Annotated in this window: 14 protein-coding genes; 8 read left to right on the forward strand and 6 right to left on the reverse strand. The window is 67.8% G+C overall.

Features of this window, described 5'->3' with window-relative positions; all coding sequences use genetic code 11:
* Window positions 1–20: 20 nt before the first annotated feature.
* On the forward strand, window positions 21–1,352 hold the full coding sequence (hemL, locus tag AC3IMC_RS04160; protein ID WP_490917165.1) for a glutamate-1-semialdehyde 2,1-aminomutase: 1,332 nt from the start codon (window positions 21–23) through the stop codon (window positions 1,350–1,352).
* A 74-nt stretch (window positions 1,353–1,426) separates the two neighbouring features.
* Here hemL and AC3IMC_RS04165 read toward each other — a convergent pair whose 3' ends face one another.
* From AC3IMC_RS04165 to AC3IMC_RS04180, 4 genes are all read right to left on the reverse strand, one after another.
* Window positions 1,427–2,164 (reverse strand): amino acid ABC transporter ATP-binding protein, encoded by a 738-nt coding sequence (locus AC3IMC_RS04165; RefSeq protein WP_490917166.1) that lies wholly within the window; start codon window positions 2,162–2,164, stop codon window positions 1,427–1,429.
* Window positions 2,161–2,925, reverse strand: a complete 765-nt coding sequence (locus AC3IMC_RS04170) for an amino acid ABC transporter permease (RefSeq protein WP_490917167.1) — start codon at window positions 2,923–2,925, stop codon at window positions 2,161–2,163. The genes AC3IMC_RS04165 and AC3IMC_RS04170 overlap by 4 nt, the downstream gene beginning before the upstream one ends.
* Window positions 2,926–2,937: 12 nt before the next feature.
* Window positions 2,938–3,888, reverse strand: coding sequence for an ABC transporter substrate-binding protein (locus AC3IMC_RS04175; protein ID WP_454485092.1), 951 nt, complete (start codon window positions 3,886–3,888; stop codon window positions 2,938–2,940).
* Window positions 3,889–4,221: 333 nt separating this feature from the next.
* On the reverse strand, window positions 4,222–4,932 hold the full coding sequence (locus AC3IMC_RS04180) for a 3'-5' exonuclease (RefSeq protein ID WP_490917168.1): 711 nt from the start codon (window positions 4,930–4,932) through the stop codon (window positions 4,222–4,224).
* Window positions 4,933–4,995: 63 nt separating this feature from the next.
* Here AC3IMC_RS04180 and AC3IMC_RS04185 point away from each other — a divergent pair, with 63 nt between their 5' ends.
* From AC3IMC_RS04185 to AC3IMC_RS04195, 3 genes are read left to right on the forward strand one after another with little or no spacing between them, the layout of a single operon-like run.
* Window positions 4,996–5,412: an MGMT family protein gene (locus AC3IMC_RS04185; RefSeq protein WP_490917169.1), complete on the forward strand. Its 417-nt coding sequence runs from the start codon at window positions 4,996–4,998 to the stop codon at window positions 5,410–5,412.
* Window positions 5,409–8,708 (forward strand): ATP-dependent helicase, encoded by a 3,300-nt coding sequence (locus AC3IMC_RS04190; protein ID WP_490917170.1) that lies wholly within the window; start codon window positions 5,409–5,411, stop codon window positions 8,706–8,708. Before AC3IMC_RS04185 ends, AC3IMC_RS04190 begins: the two co-directional genes overlap by 4 nt.
* Window positions 8,705–12,196 (forward strand): ATP-dependent helicase, encoded by a 3,492-nt coding sequence (locus tag AC3IMC_RS04195; protein WP_490917171.1) that lies wholly within the window; start codon window positions 8,705–8,707, stop codon window positions 12,194–12,196. Before AC3IMC_RS04190 ends, AC3IMC_RS04195 begins: the two co-directional genes overlap by 4 nt.
* A gap of 72 nt (window positions 12,197–12,268) precedes the next feature.
* Here the strand turns inward: AC3IMC_RS04195 and AC3IMC_RS04200 are convergent, their stop codons facing one another.
* On the reverse strand, window positions 12,269–13,579 hold the full coding sequence (locus tag AC3IMC_RS04200; RefSeq protein ID WP_490917172.1) for a macrolide 2'-phosphotransferase: 1,311 nt from the start codon (window positions 13,577–13,579) through the stop codon (window positions 12,269–12,271).
* Between the two features lie 141 nt (window positions 13,580–13,720).
* On the opposite strand from AC3IMC_RS04200, the gene nudC reads away from it, so the two are divergent.
* The 3 genes from nudC to AC3IMC_RS04215 are packed head-to-tail and all read left to right on the forward strand — an operon-like array spanning window position 13,721 to window position 17,595.
* Window positions 13,721–14,743 carry an NAD(+) diphosphatase gene (nudC, locus tag AC3IMC_RS04205; RefSeq protein ID WP_490917173.1) on the forward strand — a complete coding sequence of 341 codons (1,023 nt, stop codon included), beginning with the start codon at window positions 13,721–13,723 and terminating at the stop codon, window positions 14,741–14,743.
* Window positions 14,744–14,797: 54 nt separating this feature from the next.
* Complete coding sequence (locus AC3IMC_RS04210) at window positions 14,798–16,933, forward strand: ATP-dependent DNA helicase UvrD2 (protein ID WP_490917174.1); 2,136 nt, start codon at window positions 14,798–14,800, stop codon at window positions 16,931–16,933.
* On the forward strand, window positions 16,930–17,595 hold the full coding sequence (locus AC3IMC_RS04215) for a M48 metallopeptidase family protein (protein WP_490917175.1): 666 nt from the start codon (window positions 16,930–16,932) through the stop codon (window positions 17,593–17,595). Before AC3IMC_RS04210 ends, AC3IMC_RS04215 begins: the two co-directional genes overlap by 4 nt.
* Before the next feature lie 40 nt (window positions 17,596–17,635).
* Here the strand turns inward: AC3IMC_RS04215 and AC3IMC_RS04220 are convergent, their stop codons facing one another.
* A complete protein-coding gene (locus AC3IMC_RS04220) occupies window positions 17,636–19,075 on the reverse strand; it encodes a zinc-dependent metalloprotease (protein WP_490917176.1) in 1,440 nt (479 codons plus the stop codon).
* Between the two features lie 136 nt (window positions 19,076–19,211).
* On the opposite strand from AC3IMC_RS04220, the gene AC3IMC_RS04225 reads away from it, so the two are divergent.
* Window positions 19,212–20,402 carry a YlbL family protein gene (locus AC3IMC_RS04225; protein WP_490917177.1) on the forward strand — a complete coding sequence of 397 codons (1,191 nt, stop codon included), beginning with the start codon at window positions 19,212–19,214 and terminating at the stop codon, window positions 20,400–20,402.
* Window positions 20,403–20,558 lie beyond the last annotated feature (156 nt).

A 20,558-nucleotide genomic window follows, 5' to 3' on the forward strand; every position in this document is an offset into this window, starting at 1 on the left:
TACCTGAGAGAATAGGAACCATGACTTCCAGCAATCCTCGCAACGAGGCACTCTTCGACCGCGCCCGCCAGCTGATGCCGGGCGGGGTCAACTCACCGGTGCGCGCCTTCGGGTCCGTCGGCGGAACGCCGCGCTTCATGGTCTCCGCGAAAGGGCCGTACCTGACGGATGCCGACGGCAAGGAATACGTGGACCTCGTCTGCTCGTGGGGCCCGGCCCTCCTGGGACACGCCCACCCGGCCGTCCTCGACGCCGTGCACGCCGCCGTGGACCGCGGCCTGTCCTTCGGCGCCTCCACCCCTGACGAGGCCAACCTGGCCGCCATCGTCCAGGAACGCGTCCCCGCCGTCGAACGCCTCCGCATGGTCTCCACCGGCACCGAGGCCACCATGACCGCCGTCCGGCTGGCCCGCGGCTTCACCGGCCGCAACCTCATCATCAAGTTCGCCGGCTGCTACCACGGGCACCTGGATGGGCTGCTGGCCGCCGCCGGCTCGGGCGTGGCCACCCTCGCGCTGCCCGGGTCCGCCGGCGTCACCGAGGCCACCGCCGCCGAAACGCTGGTGCTGCCCTACAACGACCTCGAGGCTGTCAAGGAAGCCTTCGCCTCGCACGGACCCAACATCGCGGCCGTCATCACCGAGGCCGCGCCCGCCAACATGGGCGTCGTCACCCCCGCAGAAGGCTTGAACGCCGGCCTCTCCCGCATCACCCGCGAACACGGTGCCCTGCTCATCGTCGACGAAGTCCTCACCGGCTTCCGTACCGGCTACTCCGGCTACTGGGGCCTCACCGGCGGCGCGCCGGACTCCGACGATCCCTGGACCCCGGACCTGCTCACCTTCGGCAAGGTCATCGGCGGCGGCATGCCGACGGCGGCCCTGGGCGGACGTGCCGACGTCATGGACTACCTCGCACCCACCGGTCCCGTGTACCAGGCAGGCACCCTGTCCGGGAACCCGGTGGCCATGGCCGCGGGCGTCGCCACCCTGACGAACGCCACCCGCGACGTCTACTCCTTCATCGATGTCCGCTCGCTGGAACTCTCCTCCGCCGTCTCCACGGCCCTGGACGCGGCAGGCGTGGACCACTCCATCCAGTTCGCCGGAAACCTCTTCTCGGTGGCGTTCGGAACCTCGGCGCACGGCGTCCACAATTACGCCGACGCGCAGGCGCAGGAGGCGTTCCGCTACGCACCGTTCTTCCACTCCATGCTGGAGTCCGGGGTATACCTGCCGCCGTCGGTCTTCGAAGCCTGGTTCCTCTCGGCCGCGCACGACGATGACGCCATGAACCGGATCTACGACGCGCTGCCTGCCGCCGCCAGGGCCGCCGCTGCCGCCCAGGGCTAGGCCCGCCGTCGGGCTTTAACCGAAGAATCCCCGCCTGCAGGCTGCAGGCGGGGATTCTTTTTCTGTTCCAGGTGCTACAGGACGTCCGCCAGGAAGCCCTTCAGCCGGTCCGTCCGGGGCTCGGTGAAGATCTGCTCGGGCGGGCCGGACTCCACCACCACGCCGGCGTCCATGAAGGTCACGGCGTCGGAGACGTTGCGCGAGAAGCCCATCTCGTGGGTCACCACCACCATGGTCATGCCGCCCTTGGCGAGGTCCGTCATGAGCGCCAGCACTCCCTTAACCAGCTCGGGGTCCAAGGCGGAGGTGGCCTCGTCGAAGAACATGACCTCGGGTTTCATGGCCAGCGCACGGGCAATCGCCACGCGCTGCTGCTGGCCGCCGGAGAGGTTCGCCGGGCGGGAATCGGCCTTGTGCTTCAGGCCGACCAGGTCCAGCTGCTCCAACGCTTCGCTGCGCGCCTGCTCCTTGGGGAGCTTGCGCAGCTTCCGCAGGGCCAGGGAAACGTTCTCTTCCACCGTCTTGTGCGGGAACAGGTTGAACTGCTGGAACACCATGCCGATCCGGCGCCGGAGTTCATCCGGGTTGTCCTTCAGGACTGAACGGCCATCCAGCAGGATGTCGCCCTGGTCCGGTTCGATCAGCCGGTTCATGACCCGCAGCAGGGTGGACTTGCCGGAACCGGACGGGCCGATCACCGACGCCGTGGTGCCCTGGGGCACATGCAGGTCAATGCCCCGCAGGACATGGTTGCTACCGAAGGAAAGGTGGATGTTCTTTGCGCTCAGCGTTCCCGACGCGAACTCGCTCATGCCTGGGCTCCCTTCCCGACGACGGCCGCGGCCTCGTCCGGTTCCTTCTTTTCAGGCCGGCCGGTGCGCAGCCGGGAGTCGATGTAGTTGACGAAGTGCGTCAACGGGATGGTGAGCACCAGGTAGAAGACCGCCGCAGCAACGTAGGGCGACAGGTTGCCTGTGGTGGCGGCTGCGTCCTTGCCGATCTGGAAGATCTCGCGTTCGCTGGCCAGCAGGCCCAAAAGGAACACCAAGGAGGATTCCTTGATCAGCGCAATGAACTGGTTGACCAGGGCCGGAAGGACGCGGCGGATGCCCTGGGGGACGACGACGAGGCGCATCGACGCCCCGTAGCCGAACCCCAGGGCGCGCGACGCCTCGAGCTGTCCCTTGTCCACGCTCTGGATGCCGGAGCGGAAAATCTCGCCGATGTAGGCACCGGACATCAGGGACAGGGCGGCGATAGCCATCGGATAGGGGCTCGTGGAGCCGGTCAGTTCACGGACGATGGGTCCAAAACCGAATCCGATGACCAGGATGGTCAGTACCGGCGGAAGGCCGCGCAGGACGTCCGTGTAGATACGTGCGACCCAGCGGGCTGCTGCGTTCCGGGAAATCCCCATCAGGGCGAGCAGCATTCCCAGGGCTGTCCCGATGATTCCTGAAATGATGGCGAGCACCAGGGTGTTCGGCAAACCGACGGCGAACATCTTGGGGATGACTTCGCCCATCGCCTTCCAGTCGAGGAAGGTGTCAGCAAGTTGCTTGAGGATATCCATGGAACGCCGGGATTACTTGGCGGGAATCTGGACGGCCTTGCTGCCCGGCTTCCAGCCCTGCGGGGTCTGTTCGGCGGCGGTGGGCCGGTCCTTGTACCACTCGGCGGTCAGCTTGGTCCACGTGCCGTCCGCGATCACTGCGTCGAGGCCCGAGTTCAGGGCATCGATCAGGGCCTGGTTGTCCTTGTTCACTGCGTAGGCGGTGAAGTTCTGGGTGTTGACGACCTTTTCGGCGATCTTGGTGTTGTCGCCTTCCTTGACCTGGCCGGTGGCCTGCTGCGAGGGGGCAACCCAGGCATCGATCTGGCCGTTCTTCACGTTCCCGTAGACGGTGTTGTAGTCGGGGAAACGCACGGGCTCCAGGCCGAGGGTGTTGGTGACGTAGTCGTCCTGCACCGTGCCTTGGACGACGCCGATGCGGACGCCTTCCTTGAGGTCGGCAAAGCCGGTGACCTTCGCGTCGTTCTTGGTGACAACCGCCATGTAGCCGAAGTCGTAACCGTTAGTGAACCCAACGGTCTTGCGGCGGGCGTCAGTGGTGGAGATCGAGGAGGATCCGACGTCGAACTGCTTGTTGGCGACCTGGGACAGCAGTGCGGAGAAGTCGGTGGAGGCGAACTCGACCTTCAGGCCCAGCTTGTCACCGATGGCGCGCAGCAGCTCGTTGTCGTAACCGGTGAATTTGCCGGAAGGATCGATGAAAATGTTGGGCGGGGCGTCGGACAGGGTGCCCACGCGCAGGGTGCCTTCGGTGATGAGGCCGAGCTTGGTCTTGTCGATCTTGTCGATCGGGGTGACCTCGGCGGTGGTGTACTTGTCAAGTGTCTGCTGGTCGCTGCCCTTGAGGGCGTCGGTGGGGGTTCCGCTGGGCTGGGAGGAGCCGCCGCCGCAGGCTGCCAGGGATGCCGCGAGGGCCAGGGCAACGGGAGCGGTCGTAAGCCACTTCAACGCTTTGATTTTCATCAGCTTGTCACTTTCATTGAGTCATAAGTCGACCGGGCCGCAATGCTGCGCTCTGGCATCTGGCACCTGTCCGGCGCTGGTCCAGCAGGCCGGGGGCAGGGGGCGACCGCAAAACTTTATTGTCTCACTAGTGTGAATTGCAGCCGATTTGCGAATCATAGGAGGTGTGCACGGCCTTTTTGCGAACATCCTTCCGTAAAAGACCACTGTGGATGCAGCACCGGGAGGTGGTAGGGCTGTGAGGCGAACCCTGTGGCGCGATTCGCGCACTATTTGTGAAGCAGCGTGACTGTGACATGCATCGCAATGTCTGGCGTGGTGCCCCTGATGGACCTAGAACCCTCCGGTGGTGGCATCCTGCGGGGGAAGGACGGGCCAGTCCCCTTCAATCACTGCCGTCGGCTTGGTCTTCCGCAGATAGCCCTGGAAATCCGCCGCCTGGCTGACCGCCCATTCCACCTGCAACTGGTGCAGCTGGCTGGCCGGCATCATCAGCTTGGGAAACTTCCCGGCCATTGCGTCCAGGACCCGAAGCGTGGCCAGGGCATCCGCCGCCGACGTATGCGCATTATCAAGGACAACACCATATTCCTCGCACAGCGCGGTGAGGGTGCGCTTGCCCTTCCGGTACCGGTCCACCTGCTTGTTCATGATGTAGGGATCCAGCACCGGGAACCGGGTGAGCTGGGGAATGCCGTAGCGCGCGGACTCCGCGGCAAGGACGGTGAAGTCGTAGCTGGCATTGAAGGCGATCACCGGGATGCCTGAGTCGAAGAGCTCCTGGAGGACGGCGGCAACTTCACCGGTCACCTCCTGGGCAGGCCGGCCGTCCCGCCTTGCCTGTTCAGTGGTGATGCCGTGGACGTCGCTGGCTTCGGTGGGAATTTCCACGCCCGGATCTGCCAGCCACTCGTGCTCCTTGATAACCTCACCGCTGTTGTCCACCACTGTGATCGACGCGGTGACGATCCGCGCCGCGCGGGAGTTCCGGCCCGTGGTTTCGAGGTCGAATGCGGCTCGTGGCAGGGTGTTCCAGGTACTCATGGTTCCACGCTACGGGGAGGCTCCGACAATTCCGGGGAACGCCACTGCGGCTACATTGGATCAATGCGGATTGAGTACGTGCAGGCGGTCCTGGCCATTGTGAGGCTGGTACCGGCGGGATCCGCGGTCTCGTACGGGGATGTTGCCGAGCTGCTGGGATCAGGGGGGCCCCGGCAGGTGGGGTCCGTCATGAGCCACTACGGCGGCGGTGTCCCCTGGTGGCGCGTCCTGAAGGCGAGCGGCCATGCGCCCGAAGGACACGAAGCCCAGGCCCTGCTCCTGTACGTTGATGAGGGCACCCCGCTGCTGGGTGCATTCGAGTCTTGCCTCCGGACGGGCGAAGGCAGGTGGCGGGTTGACCTGGCAGCCGCACGCTGGGCGCCCACCGACGATGAATTCGACCGTATCGACGCGGTAGCGGACCGGTTGGAGCGCGGGCTCCATCAATTGTCGGTGCCGGATGATGGAATGGCGTTGTGACGGTAACTCTTCCTTTGACAGGTCCCCGGGACCTGGACCAGGCCTTCGGCCCTGCCACCCCGGGGGGCGCGAGGACAGCAGCAGCAGCCCTCCGGCTGCTGGCTCCGCGGCGGGTCCATGCGGCGGGCGTCAGGCTGACGCCGGACCAGCAGGCTGCCGTTGACGTCCCCCAGGGCGCCGGCCCCGTGATGGTTCCCGGAGCGCCGGGAACGGGAAAAACCACGGTGCTGATCGAAGCAGCGGTCCAGCGCGTCTTCCGCGACGGCGTCGACCCTGAACGCATGCTGATCCTCGCGCCCACCAGGCTTGCGGCGGATTTCCTGCGGGACCGTTTCACCGCCCGCCTGGACAGGAGCCTGAGTACCACACCGGCCCGGACGTGGGCCTCGTATGCCTTTGACGTGATCAGGCGGGCCAAAGCCGAAGGCGTTATTCCCCTGTCCAAACCGCCCCGCCTCCTGTCCGGGCCGGAGCAGGACCTGATCATCAAGGAACTCCTCGAGGGCCACCGTTTGCCGGGACTTGAGCTGCCGTGGCCAGCGGACCTTGACGGGGCGTTGGAGACCCGCGGCTTCCGCCAGGAAGTACGGCAGTTGTTCGACCGCATCATCGAGTCAGGGCGGACGGCAGCGGACCTTGAGCAGCTGGGGAACGAGTGCGGCAGGCCGGACTGGAAGGCGGCAGCCGCGCTGTACGCGGAGTACCGGGACGTCCTTGACCTTCGGATGCCGGAGGCGTTCGACCCCGCCGGCATCATCACGGCCGCCCGGCAGATCTTCCAGGACGCCCCGGCTTTCCTTGCTGCCGAACGTGCCCGCCTGCAGCTCATCCTGGTGGATGACGTCCAGGAGGCGAACCCCGCCATCTTCGAACTCCTTGCCGATATCGCTGCCGGCAAAGACTGTTTCATAACCTCCTCCCCGGACACCGTCGTCCAGGGATTCCGGGGGGCGCGGCCTGACCTGGTGGCTGAGCTGCCCCGGCTGTTGTCAACGAAGGGGCCCGCCGTCGAACGTCCCCTTCGGTACGCCCACGGGCTGGCGCCCGCCGTGGCGGAGTCATGGCTCAACGTCGCCGGACGCATTTCGCAGCGCGCGGGCGGGCAAATGGCACGGCAACTGGAGCAGCCCGGGACCCTCCGGCCCGCCGGCGCCGTCGAAGCCCACCTGGTTCCCACAGCGGTCCACGAACTGCGCTACGTCGCACAGCGCATCCTGGACCAGCACATCAACCACGGGCGGGACCTGGCGGACATCGCAGTGATCGTTCGCAACGGCGGCCAGGTCAGCGAGCTGCAGCGGTACCTGTCCGGCCAGGGGATCCCGGTACGCGTGCCGGTGGCCGAATCCGCGGTCCGGGACGAGGTGGCAGTGCGTCCGCTCCTGGATGCCTTTGCCATCGCACTGGATCCGGCACTGCTTACCCCGGAGGCTGCGGTATCCCTCCTCACGTCCAGGATCGGCGGAGCAACCTCCATCGAGCTGCGCAGGCTCCGGCAGTCACTTCGGCGTGAGGAACTGCTCGGGGGCGGCGGCCGCAGCAGCGACGCACTCCTCGTCGAAGCCTTGCTGGAACCTGGCGCACTGGGAGCCCTGGGGATCGAAGGCCGTGCCGCCCGCCGGACGGCCCGGATGATCCACGCCGGACGGGAGGCGGCAGCCCTGCCCGGAGCCAACGCGGAATCGGTGCTCTGGGCGCTGTGGAATTCCACCGGCCTCTCCTCGGCCTGGACAGAAACAGCGCTCGCAGGAGGGCCCCACGGCTCACGCGCGGACCGGGACCTGGACGCAATGATGGCGCTGTTCCACACCGCGGAACGCTACGTGGACCAGATGCCCGGTGCCGGACCCGAACAGTTCCTGGAGTACCTCCTGAGCCAGGAGCTGCCGATGGACACCCTCGCCGCCCGTGCCCAGCTGGACGACGCCGTGGAACTGATGACTCCGGCCAGCGCGGCAGGCCGGCAATGGCCCATGGTGATCATCGCGGGCCTGCAGGAAGGGGTGTGGCCCAATACACGGCTCCGTGGCGAACTGCTCGGCAGCACCCTGTATGCGGATGCCGTTGAGCACGGGCCGGAGTATGCCCTTCAGCGCGACCCGCTCAGCCGCCTGCGTGACATCCGGTACGACGAACTCCGCAGCTTCTCCACCGCCGTCTCCAGGGCCGGTGAACTGCTCATCTGCACCGCCGTCTCGTCCGAAGACGACCAGCCGTCATCCTTCCTGGACTTCGTTGCACCCCTGGAAGCGGGGGAGGAGGCCCGCGGTTTCACCCGGGTGGATCGGCCCATGACCCTGCGTGCCCTTGTCGCAGAGCTGCGGCAGTACGCCCAGCTTGAGGCGGCCGCGGCGCCCGAGGCCGAAGAAGCTGCCAGGGTACTGGCGCATCTTGCTGCAGCTGAGCCGGCGGCCGCAGGCGCCCACCCGGAAAGCTGGTGGGGGCTGGCACCGCTGACGTCCCTTGAGCCGGTGGTTCCTCCCGGAGGCACTGTCTTCGTATCTCCCTCCAAAGTCGAGACGGTGCAGAAGTCTCCGCTCGACTGGTTCGTTCAGGCAGCCGGCGGCGAAGCGGCCACGGACTTTGCACGAAGCCTGGGCACGCTGGTGCACGTTATCGCCCAGGACATGCCCGAGGCCTCCGGTTCGGAGTACGTTGCTGAGCTCGTCCGCCGCTGGCCGGCCCTCGGAATGAAGGACAACTGGGAGGGCAAGCTGGACTTCCAGCGCGCGGAAGCGATGGTGCGGAAGCTGGCGCAGTATGTGCTGGTGATGAGGAGCGAAGGCCGCAGCCTCCTGGGGGTCGAACAGGACTTCGAGGTATCCCTTGGCGGGGTGGATGTTGGTGACGCGTCGCCGCGCGCGGCCACGCTCCGCGGCCAGGTGGATCGGCTGGAGATTGACGGCGAAGGCAGGCTGGTCGTCGTGGACCTCAAGACGGGGAAGCGGCAGCCAGGCAAGGCTGAGCTTTCCCGGCACCCCCAGCTTGGGGCGTACCAGGCGGCCGTCCTCGCGGGCGGCTTCGCCGCAGAACCCGGTGACAGGCCGGGCCTGTCCGGCGGGGCGGTGCTGGCGCAACTGGGGACCGGGGCGAAAAGTCCGGCCATCCAACAGCAGGAACCCATTGACCCGCAGGAGAACTGGGCCTTGGACATGGTGATGGAAGCTGCGGCCGTCATGGGCGGCAATGAATTCACGGCACGGCATGATCCAGCCAAGGGCAGCCACGGCGGCCACGGCTGCCGGCTCCCCGAGGTGTGCCCCCTGTGCGTCCGCGGAAGGCAGGTAACCGAGTGAGCGAGGCCAGGGAAGCATTGGTCCTTCCGGAGGCGCCCCCGCCGCCGCGTTTCAGTCCCGAAGAACTCTCTGCGCTGCTCGGTGAGAAAAACCAGCCCACCGCCGAGCAGTCGGCCATCATCGCCTCTCCGCTGGCCCCGCGCCTGGTCATCGCCGGGGCCGGTTCCGGCAAGACAGCCACCATGGCTGACCGGGTGGTGTGGCTCGTCGCCAACGGCTGGGTGCGCCCCGAAGAAGTCCTCGGCGTCACCTTCACGCGGAAGGCGGCTGGTGAACTCGCCAGCCGCATCCGGGCGAAGCTGCTGGCCCTGCAGCGGCTGGCCGCAAAGGACACCGGGCATCAGGTCTTCCCCGAAGGCCTGCTCAGCAGCGACGCTCTGGAACCCAAGGTGTCCACCTACCATTCGTTCGCCAGCGGCATCGTCTCTGACTATGGACTGCGGCTTGGGGTGGAACGCGACGTCGTCCTGCTCGGTGGTGCCCAGGCGTGGCAACTTGCCAGCGAGGTGGTGGAGGCCTATGACGGCGAATACACGCACTTCAGGGCCGCCAAGTCCACGCTGGTCAAGGCCGTTATCCAGCTCGCTGGCGAGTGCGCTGAGCACCTCCAGGAACCGGAGGACGTCGAGGCGTGGCTGATGGCACGGCTCGCCGAATACGAGGCCCTGCCATACCTGGCCGAAAAGAAGAAAAATCCACCCCAGGCGGCCGCCGACCTCGCCGGCATGCTGCGGACGAGGGCCAGTGTCGCTGACATGGTAGGCCGGTACGCAGCGGCCAAACGCGCCCGCGGTGCGCTCGATTTCGGTGACCTGGTGGCCCTCGCAGCACGCGTGGCCCAGGACGTCCCGCTGGCTGCCACCATGGAACGGCAGCGGTACAAGGTGGTTCTGCTGGACGAATTCCAGGACACGTCGTACGCCCAGCTGGTCTTGTTCTCCAGGCTCTTCGGCGGGGGCCATGCAGTGACGGCCGTGGGCGACCCGAACCAGTCCATCTACGGCTTCCGCGGCGCCTCGGCCGGGCAGCTGTTCCACTTCGTGCGTGAATTCCCCGTCCGCACCGGCCAACCGGGAGGAGCTGACGGCTGGGCGCCTGCGCCCACGTCCTACCTCACTACTGCCTGGCGGAACGGCCGCTCCATCCTTGCGGCGGCCAACGTCATGTCCCAGTCGCTTGGCAAGGCAGCGGCGCAGCAGGCGCCCGCGGGCGGGAGGGGCGCCGCCTCGGACGTGCCGCCACTGCAGCCAAGCCCGAATGCCGTGGACGGAACGGTGGTGCTGGGACGCTTTGCCAGCGATGTGGACGAGGCCGCCGCCCTCGCGGATGACGTCGTGAAGTACCGCGTGACCGATTTCGAGCGCAAGGCGGACGGCTCTGTGGTTCCCCCGGCCATCGCCGTCCTGTGCCGCCGGCGGGCGCAGATGGAGGCAGTCCGGCGGCAGTTCGAAGCCCGGAGCATCCCCTATGAGATCGTTGGCCTCGGCGGACTCCTGGACACCCCGGAGGTCGTTGACCTCGTCGCCACGCTCCGGGTCCTTGCGGATCCCGGTCGCTCCGACGCGTTGATGCGGCTGCTTGCCGGTGCCCGGTGGCGTCTTGGAACCGCCGACCTCATGGCACTGCGTGACTGGTCCGGCCAGCTGGCCCGGCGCCGGGGGATGGCGGTCCCGGGGAACGACCAGGCCGATGATTCCGGTGCCCGCAACGAGGGCGCCGATGCAGGGGAAACCATCCTTGAAGGTGACCTGACCGACGCCGCGAGCCTGGTCGAAGCTGTGGACTTCCTGCCGCGGGACGGGTGGGTGTCGTCCAACGGCAGGTCCCTCAGCTCCGAGGCCCGGAGCCGGCTGGCGCGGTTGTCAGTAGAACTGAGGCAACTGCGCGGCTATCTGGGTGACGATCTCACCACCCTGCTGGGTGAAGTGGAGAGGGCCATGCTGCTGGACATCGAGGTTGCCGCCCGCCCAGGGATCAGCATCCACCAGGCCCGGCGGAACCTCGATGCCTTCCAGGACGCCGCCGCAGGATTCCTGCGCACCTCCCAGCGGGTGGACGTCCTGGCCTTCCTGTCTTGGCTGGAAGCTGCCTCCGCCGAGGAAAACGGGTTGGAAGCACCAGCCACCGACGTAAACCGGGAAGCAGTACAGCTTCTGACGGTCCATGCTTCGAAAGGACTGGAATGGGACGTCGTCTTTGTTCCCGGGCTGAACGCGGGCGCCTTTCCCAGCGACAGGGACTCCCGCTGGAGCAGCGGCGCCGCGGCACTGCCCTGGCCCTTGCGCGGGGACCGCGCCGACCTGCCGCAGTGGGACCTTGACCAGCCGGACCAGAAGGGCTGGCTGGATGCCGAAAAGGACTACAAGGCCGCGGTACAGGCCCACGGTGAATCGGAGGAGCGGCGCCTGGCCTATGTCGCCTACACCAGGGCGAAGCATGTCCTCTGGGTGTCCAGCGCAGCCTGGGTGGGCTCGCGGGCGGGTAAGGCGGAAATGTCCCCTTTCCTGGCCGGGCTTGAGGGCCTTGTCCACGGTGAAAGCGCTGCGTCGGGTGCCAACGCCGTGGTTCATCCGCTGTCCCAGGAGGAAGCTGCGCTGCCCGGGTCGAGTCCGTTGACGCTTGAAACCGAAGTGGCCGGATGGCCCTATGATCCGCTGGAGGGGCCCGTCGACCCGCGCACGGGGGAGCGCCTTCGCCTTGTCCCCGGCCGCAGGCAGGCCATGGAGAGGGCGGCGGAGCGTGTCCTCCGGGCGATGGAGTCCGGAGGAACGGAGCTGCAGCCAGCTGATGGCGCAAGGCCCCCTCTGACTGGCGCAGCGGCTGGATGGGCGCGGGAAGCAGCCCTGCTGCTGGACCGCAGGGCCCGACGGTCCAGCGGCCAGGACGTCCACCTCCCCAGCCACATCTCGGCGTCCACCCTGGTGGACCTGGGGGAGGATCCGGCAGCGGTGCTCGGACGGCTGCGCCGTCCTGTTCCGCGCGAACCCGGCATGTCGGCGCGCAAGGGAACGGCATTCCACGCCTGGGTGGAGGAGTACTACGGGACGGCGGGAATGCTGGACCTTGGCGAAGCTCCCGGATCCGACGACCACATTGATGCCGCCTACGACCTTGACGCCATGGTGGCCACCTTCCGTGCCTCTCCTTGGGCGGACAGGTCCCCCGCTTTCGTAGAGGTCCCGGTGGAAACCCGCGTAGGGGAGGTAGTGGTTCGCGGACGGATCGATGCCGTGTTCCGCGACGCCGACGGCCGCTGGGACCTGGTGGACTGGAAGACCGGCCGCAGGCCCTCCGCGGCCCAGTTGAAGACCCGGTCGATCCAGCTTGCCGCGTACCGGCTGGCCTGGGCGCGCCTCAAAGAGGTTCCGCTTGAAGAAGTGCGGGCTGCGTTTTTCTACGTGGCCGACAACGCTGTGGTGCGGCCCCATGATCTGGGAACGGCCGCCGAGTTGGAGGCCATCGTGGCGGGAGCGCTGGCCGGGGCCTGAGCTGCGGGCCGGCTTTCCGCGACAAAGGCGATCACCTTCGCCGAGGAAGGCTGGCCGGCAGCCCGGGCCGGGTCAGCCTTGTTTGACGTTGATGATGGAGATCGCCGCAGTTGACGTGTCGTCCGGCCCCTTGGCCTCCGGCCCGTTGGCTTCCAGCCCGGTGCCTCCGGCTTCCAGCCCAGGGCCTCCGGCTGCCCTCGCGGCGCCGTTCGCGGTGACGGCCTGCTGCGGCTCAGCCGGGATGGGCGCAACGTCCACGGCGGGTTGGGGAACGGGGACGACAGTGACCGCGGGCTGGACGGGCAGGGGCGCCACGGTGACTGCTGGCGTCACGACGCTGCTGCCGCCTGCAGTTGGCCCGCCGTGGGCAGGGCCGGTACTGCCCGCGGCAGTGCCGGCCCCAGTTGACGGCACTGACCCGTCACGGTTCCCAGCTGTGGGGAGGGGCTCAACGCTGATGGGTTGGCCGCCGAATTCGGCAATGTCGCTGGCGAGGCTCTCCAGCATCCCCTCAGCTTCGGAGACCATTGCAGGATCTCCGGCGGCGAGGCCCTTGACCAGGTACTGCGCCAGGGCAAACTCCGCGGACAGGGCTGCCCGGCGCAGCAGGTGCTGGTCCGGGGCATCACGCCGGGCAGCGGTGTAGGCCTTCAGGACGGCATCCACGAAGTCCTGCTCATTGGATGCCACCAGCCAGGCGAAGTCATCGGCCGGGTCGCCGATTCGCAGGTCCGTCCAGCCGGTCACCGCCGTCACCCGCCCGGCCTCTACCAGCAGGTTGTCCTCGTGCAGGTCCCCATGGACCACGCTCGGGTTGAACCGCCACAAGGAGACATCCTCCATGGCGTGCTCCCAGCGGCGGAGCAATGCCGCGGGAATCTTCCCGGTGGTGGCAGCCTGGTCCAGTTCGTTCAGCCTCCGCTGGCGGAACTCGTTCGGCGTGTAACTGGGCAGGTCCGCGTTGCTGACCAGGGACCGCGGGAGGTCGTGGATGGCAGCGAGGGCGGAGCCGATTTCCCGTGCCAGGCTTTCCGGTCCGGATGTCAGTTCCTCGACGCTGCGCGTGGTGCCCGCCAGATGCGAGTAGACAAAGGTGCTCAGGGTGCCCAACCGCACGCTGCCGGCCACGGTGGGCATCAGGAACGGCAGCTCGGCCCGCACCGCCGGGGCGAAAGCACGCAGGACCAGGAACTCGGTTTCGAGCCGGGTACTGGCTTCAGCGTGGCGTGGCGACCTGACCCGCCACCGTTTGCCCTCGGAGTCCAGCAGCAGTGCCGCATCGAAGTCCGCGGGATCATCCGGCGCAGAGCTAACGGCCGTCGGCGTCAGTCCGGGGACTGCCGCGGTTGCAATGGCCGCCAGTTCAATCGGTTTTCTTCTCACCGTTCCACGGTAGATTGCGTGCCGCCCCGGAAGGCGGTCCGCAGGCGGCGAGTCCTCAGATAGCTGGATTTCCTCCGCCCGGGGCCCCGGAAACCCGCAAAGGAAATGCGGAATGTCGGCACCAGTAAGTACGGTGGTCTCATGAGCCATGCGGAGTCTGTCATTCCAGTCCACCAAACCATTCCGGCAGGGCCGCCGGCCAACCACCTGGTGGATACCCTGCTCCCGGTGCGGCCGGCGTTGGTGGACCGCGGATCGGTCGCTCGCAGCAGGCCAGGCATGGTGGATGAGCTGCTGGCAACAGAAGATGCCATGGCCGCTGTCCTGTCCGGCCGGCAGGGCCTGGTAAAGGACGGCAGGATGGTCCTGACCGGAGCCAAGGAACTGCTGGCGGAGCTTCGAAAGGCAGGCGCCGGCCCCGAGTTGGTGGTCTACCTGGGATCGGCGCTCCCGGCCTCGGACCTTCCGGCCAGCACGGAACTGCTGCTCTTTGTCCTGCCCGAGCCGCTTGAGCCCGGAACGGCAGGTATTCCGCACGGGGCCTCCTGGGCCGGTTTCCGGGAAGTTGCCGGGGATTTGACTGCCACGTCCACCGCGTTGTTCGTGGAAGCGAGCGCCATCGCCAACTGGCACGCCGGCCACACCCACTGTCCGCGCTGCGGCACGCCAACGGAGGTGGAAGCCGGTGGCTGGGTGCGGCGCTGCCCGGCGGATAACTCCGAGCACTTTCCGCGCACGGACCCGGCCATCATTGTCACGGTGGTGGGGCCGGATGGCCGGTTGCTGCTGGGTGGAGGCGGACCTCTGGACGCCCGCAACTATTCCACGCTGGCGGGGTTCGTCGAACCCGGCGAGTCCCTTGAGGAGGCCGTCGTCCGGGAGATCCAGGAGGAGGTCGGGGTCCGGGTCACAGCCTGCCAGTACCTGGGCTCCCAGTCATGGCCGTTCCCGGCCTCCCTTATGCTTGGATTTACCGCCGTCACCGAAGACGCCCGGGCAACGCCCGACGGCGTGGAGGTCACCAGGGCCCGCTGGTTCAGCCGCGAGGAACTGCAGGAAGCAGTCCTCAGCGGCGAAATCACCATTTCAAGCAGGCTCTCCATTGCCCGCTCCCTGATTGAGCACTGGTTCGGCGGGCGGATCCGGGACCTGGCCGGCGCCTAGCAATTTCATCCACCAGACTCCAGCACGCGGTAGTCGAGACACAAAGCAGCAGAAGTGACTACAGAGAATTTTGACGGAGCAGCCTCCCTTGAGGACCGGATCCTCGGCGGGCTGGACGCGGAACAGCGTGAGGTGGCCAGCACCCTCAACGGCCCGCTCTGCGTACTGGCGGGGGCAGGGACCGGGAAGACCCGGGCCATCACCCACCGCATCGCGTACGGCGTCCACTCCGGCGTCTACAGTCCGCAGCGGCTGCTCGCCGTGACCTTCACGGCCCGCGCCGCAGCGGAGATGCGCAGCAGGCTGCGGGACCTGGGGGCGGGGAACGTGCAGGCCCGGACCTTCCATGCCGCCGCTTTGCGCCAACTGCAGTTCTTCTGGCCGCAGGCGGTGGGCGGAACGCTGCCCAACCTCCTGGACCACAAGGCCCAAATGCTTGCCGAGGCTGCCCGGCGCCTGCGGCTCAGCACCGACCGCGCCTCCATCCGGGACCTCGCATCGGAAATCGAATGGGCCAAGGTGTCCATGCTCACGCCCGCCAATTACCTGGAGAACGCCCAGGGCAGGGGGTCGCCGGGCGGATTCGACCTGACCGCCGTCGCACGCGTCTTCCAGTCCTACGAGGACGTCAAAACCGACCGCAACGTGATCGACTTCGAGGACGTCCTGTTGATCACCGTGGGCATCCTGCAGGAGGACGAGAAAGTCGCGGCCACCGTCCGGGAACAGTACAGGCACTTTGTGGTCGATGAGTACCAGGACGTTTCCCCGCTGCAGCAGCGGCTCCTTGAGCTCTGGCTGGGCGGCCGCGACGAACTGTGCGTGGTCGGGGACGCCAGCCAGACCATCTACTCCTTCACGGGAGCCTCGCCCCGGCACCTGCTCGACTTCAAGGCACGCTACCCACAGGCCAGCGTGGTCAAGCTCATCAGGGACTACCGTTCCACCCCGCAGGTGGTGAAGCTCGCCAACGAGCTCCTCGCCGGGCGGCGCAGCGGCGGTCCGGCCGCCGACGCCGCCTGGGCCACGCCCCTGCAGCTCGTGGCACAGCGTCCCGCCGGCCCGGCACCCCAGTTCACCGAATGCTCCGATGATGAGGCCGAGGCAGCCACGGTGGCGCAGAAGATCAAAGTACTGCTCGACGCCGGTACGCCGGCCAGCGAGATCGCCGTCCTCTTCCGCACCAACGGCCAGTCCGAAGCCTACGAACAGGCGCTGGCAGCGGCCGGGATCGGCTACCAGCTGCGCGGCGGGGAACGCTTCTTCGCCCGCAAGGAGGTCCGGGACGCCATCCTCCAGCTGCGGGCCGCCACGCGTGCCGTGGCTGAAAGCGATGCTCCCGAGCCACTGGGCCAGCTGGTCCGGGACATTGTTTCGTCCCTGGGCTACACGGACTCCGCCCCCCACAGCGGCGGAGCCCTGCGGGAGCGCTGGGAGTCCCTGGCGGCGCTCGTGGCCCTTGCCGATGAACTCGTACAGAACCGGGGACCCGAGTTCGGCCTCGCCGATTTCGTCAACGAACTCCAGGAACGCTCGCTCGCGCAGCACGCACCCACCGTCCAAGGGGTCACGCTCGCCTCACTCCACGCGGCCAAGGGCCTGGAATGGGATGCGGTGTTCCTCGTGGGGCTCAGCGAAGGACTGATGCCCATCTCCTTCGCCGACGCCCCTGAGTCCGTGGACGAGGAACGCCGCCTCCTGTACGTCGGCATCACCCGCGCCCGCGAGCACCTCTTCCTGTCCTGGAGCACCGCGCGGACACCGGGCGGCCGGGCCAACCGCAAGCCCTCCCGGTTCCTGGACGGGCTGCGGCCCGATTCGGTTGCGAGTTCCAGCGCCCGTGGCAAGGGGCCTGCACCCCGCCGCAAGGCAGCCGCGCCCGCCATGTGCAGGGTCTGCGGCAGCATGCTGGCCACGGGAGCGGAACGCAAGGTGGGCCGTTGCAACGCCTGTCCGCCCAGCTACGAGGAACAAACGTTCGACGCCCTTCGGAACTGGCGCCGCGAGGCGGCGCTGTCCGCGGAAGTGCCCGCGTTCGTGGTCTTTACGGATGCCACCCTGACGGCTATCGCCGAAGCCCGGCCGGCATCGTTGGAGGAACTCGCGGGCCTGGCCGGAGTCGGGCCGTCAAAGCTGGAAAGGTACGGCGAAGACGTTCTCCGGGTCCTCGCCGAGAGCACGGCCCTGTGACCGGCCCAGCCCAGCGGGGCCGGCAGCAAACGGCCGGGTTGACGACGTCCGGCGGGGCACCGGTGGAAGTGCGCCGGTCGGCACGGCGGACCCGGACGGTAGCCGCATTCTGGGAGAACGGGACGGCGGTGGTTGCCATTCCGGCCCGCTTCACCGCGGCGCAGGAGAAGGAATGGGTCCACCGGATGCTCGCGAAGCTCCACCGGCAGGGGGAGCGGCGGGCGGCAGCCGGCCGGCGGCGCCCGGCCAGCGATGAAGCCTTGGCGGCCCACGCAGCGGAGCTTTCCGCCAAGTATTTTGGCGGCCGCGCGGTCCCGGCGTCGGTCCGCTGGGTCAGCAACCAGAACTCGCGGTGGGGTTCGGCCACCCCCGCGGAGGGCACCATCCGGTTGTCGGACAAACTACGCAGCATGCCGCAGTGGGTGATCGACTACGTCCTGCTGCACGAACTCGCCCACCTCCTGGTGGCGGGCCACAACGCGGCGTTCTGGAAGCTGCTCGAGGCGTACCCCGAGACCCGGCGGGCCAAAGCCTTCCTGGAGGGCGTCGCCTTCGCCACGTCCCGCGGCCTCGGCACAGACCGGACTGCCCCTGCCGGCGCAGCCGGGCAGGGGCAGGGGAACGGAACGGACGAAGGCCCCTGGCCCGCCGACGCAGACTAGGACGCCGACTCCGGCCGGGGAGCTGGGCCGCCGGACAGCCTTAGCCCTTGGGCTGGTCCGGCCCGCCGTCGTCGTCCTTGTTTCCGCCGCTTCCGCCGGCGCCATCCGTACCGGGCCCATCAGTACCGGGCGCATCGTCGAAACCACCGCTGAGCAGCTTCTGCAGGGCGTCGTCCACCTCACTGTCGCTGGCCTCGGCGAGCTTCCGGCGGGAACTGAAGCCCTTGGGGTCGTCCAGGTCCTGAGCGGTGGGCAGGAGGTCGGGGTGGTGCCAGATGGCGTCCCGTCCCTCGATGCCCCGCTCTTCCTTCAGCGCAGCCCACAAGGTGGCGGCGTCGCGGAGCCTGCGCGGACGCAGTTCCAGCCCCACCAGGGATGCGAAAGCGTGCTCGGCAGGCCCACCCGTCGCCCTGCGGCGGCGCACCGTTTCCCGCAGTGCGCCCGCGGACGGCAGCACCTTTTCGGTGGCGGCCGCGGTGAGCTCATCCACCCAGCCCTCCACGAGGGCGAGCGCGGTCTCGAGCTTCTCAAGGGCCTGGTCCTGCGCCGGGGTACGCTGCGGCATGAAGACGCCCTGCGAGAGGGCCTCCTGAATGCCTTCGGGATTGCTGGGATCCAGATCGCGGGCGAGTTCCTCGATGCGGGAGGTGTCAATGTGGATGCCCCGGGCGTATGCCTCGATGGCGCCGAGGAGGTGGCCGCGCAGCCACGGGACCTGGACGAAGAGGCGGGCGTGGGCGGCTTCCCTGACCGCAAGGAACAGGCGGATGTCGTTCTCGGGCAGCGACAGCCCCTCGCCAAACGCGGCAACGTTCGTAGGCAGCAGGGCCATTTCGAGGTCGGCGAGCGGGACGCCGATGTCTGTGGAGCTGACGACGTCCGCGGACAGGGCCCCGATGGCCTGGCCAAGCTGCATGCCGAAGATAGCGCCGCCCATGTTCTGCAGCATCGAGGAGGCGCCGCCCATCATGGACTTCATCTCCTCGGGCATCTGCTCGGTCATGGCGGAGGAGAGCGCGTTGGCGATGCTGTTCGCCACCGGTTCGGTCAGCCGCTTCCAGGTGCCCAGGGTGGCTTCCACCCATTCGGCACGCGACCAGGCGCGGCCGATCAGCCCGGTGGCGGGCAGGTCCGTGACGGGGTCAAGCCAAAGCTCCGCGAGGCGCAGCGCCTCGTCCACGTCCCGGGACTGCTGGGCCGTCACAGAGGGGTCGGAGCTGCTGGCGGCCACCCGCCGTGCATTGTCATGCGCAAGGGTCCAGTTGACGGGTCCCTCCGACGGCGCACTCATCATCGCCTGGACCTGGGAAAACATCTGCGCCAGCAGGTTGGGATCATTCGGCAGGCCGGCGGCCTTGGCGAGCTCGGCGGGGTCGAAGTTTTCCATCCCCTTGCCCCCCATAAGGTTCTGCAGCATCTCGGTCAACGGATCCTTGGGGTTGTCGTCGCCGTTGGACGGATTGAGTGGATTGGAGGTCATGATCCCGCCGATCGTCGGTGTGACTGTTAATCAACCTTCACGGTACCCCGGCGGTGGTCGGCTGTCTGCCGCCCGCCGCCGTCGTTCGCTCTAGGCAAAGCACTCCGGCGCGCTGCCACCGCGTACTGTTGATGGGGTGACTACAACCCGTGGCGGCCACCCCTCCGAGGACCAGGTTCCCGACGTTTCTTTCCCCGCAGGCACGCCGCCCGTCAGCGATGGGGCCCCCTTTGGCGGACAGAGCTGGGGAAGCGCGGGAGCGGCCGACGACGGCGCCCGGGGCAGGCGCGTTTCCACCATGATGGTTGCCGGGCTGGCTTCGCTGGGGCTGGGTATTGCGGTGGGCACGCTGCCCGTGCCCTACGTCATTGAGTCGCCGGGCCCCACCTACAACACCCTTGGCGAGAGCCAGGGGCGTCCGGTCATCCACGTCACCGGCCACGAAACCTACCCGGCGGCCGGCAGCCTGGACCTGACCACCGTGTACGTGGACGGCGGTCCCACGGGCCCCGTCAGCATCCTCGGCGCTTTCTCGGCCTGGCTGGACGGCTCCAAGTCGGTGTACCCGGTGGAACTGATCTACCCGACAGGCACCACCAAGGAGGAAGCCCAGGAGCAGAGCGCGGTGGCCATGACCACCTCGCAGGAGAACGCCGTGGCCTCCGCGCTGCATGAACTGAAGATTCCCTTCGGCCAGCAGCTCCAGGCCGCGGGCCTCTCCCAGGATTCGCCCTCCGCCGGCAGGATTGAACAGGGCGACATCCTGAAGTCCATCAACGGCAAGGACATCACCTCCCTTGCGGTCATCCAGGACGAGCTGGCTGCGGGCACGGGCGCTCCGGCCTCGGTCACGGTGGACCGCGGCGGGCAGCCGGTCACGGTGGAGGTGACCCCAAAGGACAACGGCCAGGGCCGGTTCATCCTCGGCGTCATGCTCAAGTACCTGTTCAGTTTCCCCTTCGACGTCCAGATCTCCCTGGACAAGGTGGGCGGACCCAGTGCGGGGCTGATGTTTTCGCTGGGCATCATCGACACCGTCACACCGGGAGACCTGACCGGCGGCAAGCATATTGCCGGCACCGGCACCATCTCGCCGGACGGTGCCGTGGGACCGATCGGGGGCATCGGGCAAAAGATGCGGGGAGCCCGGTCTGCAGGCGCCACCCTCTTCCTCGCGCCCGCGTCCAACTGCGACGAGGTGGCCGGCCACATCCCCGACGGCCTCCAGGTAGTACGGGTGGAAAACCTGGCCGAGGCACGGCATGCCGTGGAGGTCGCCGGCAGCGGGCAGGACACCGCCGGCCTGCCCGCCTGCGCGGGCAGCTAGGGTGGACCACAACTGGACTGCGGCACAACTAGACTGGGCCCAACTAGACTCGACAGGAACTAAGCTTTACCGCCACTCGTGGCAAAGATGACGGACGTGACCAGCGGTTTCACCGGTACCGGACGTCGCCCGCACGCACGCTTCGAATATTCTGAC

This window comes from Arthrobacter sp. E70, from assembly GCF_058266945.1.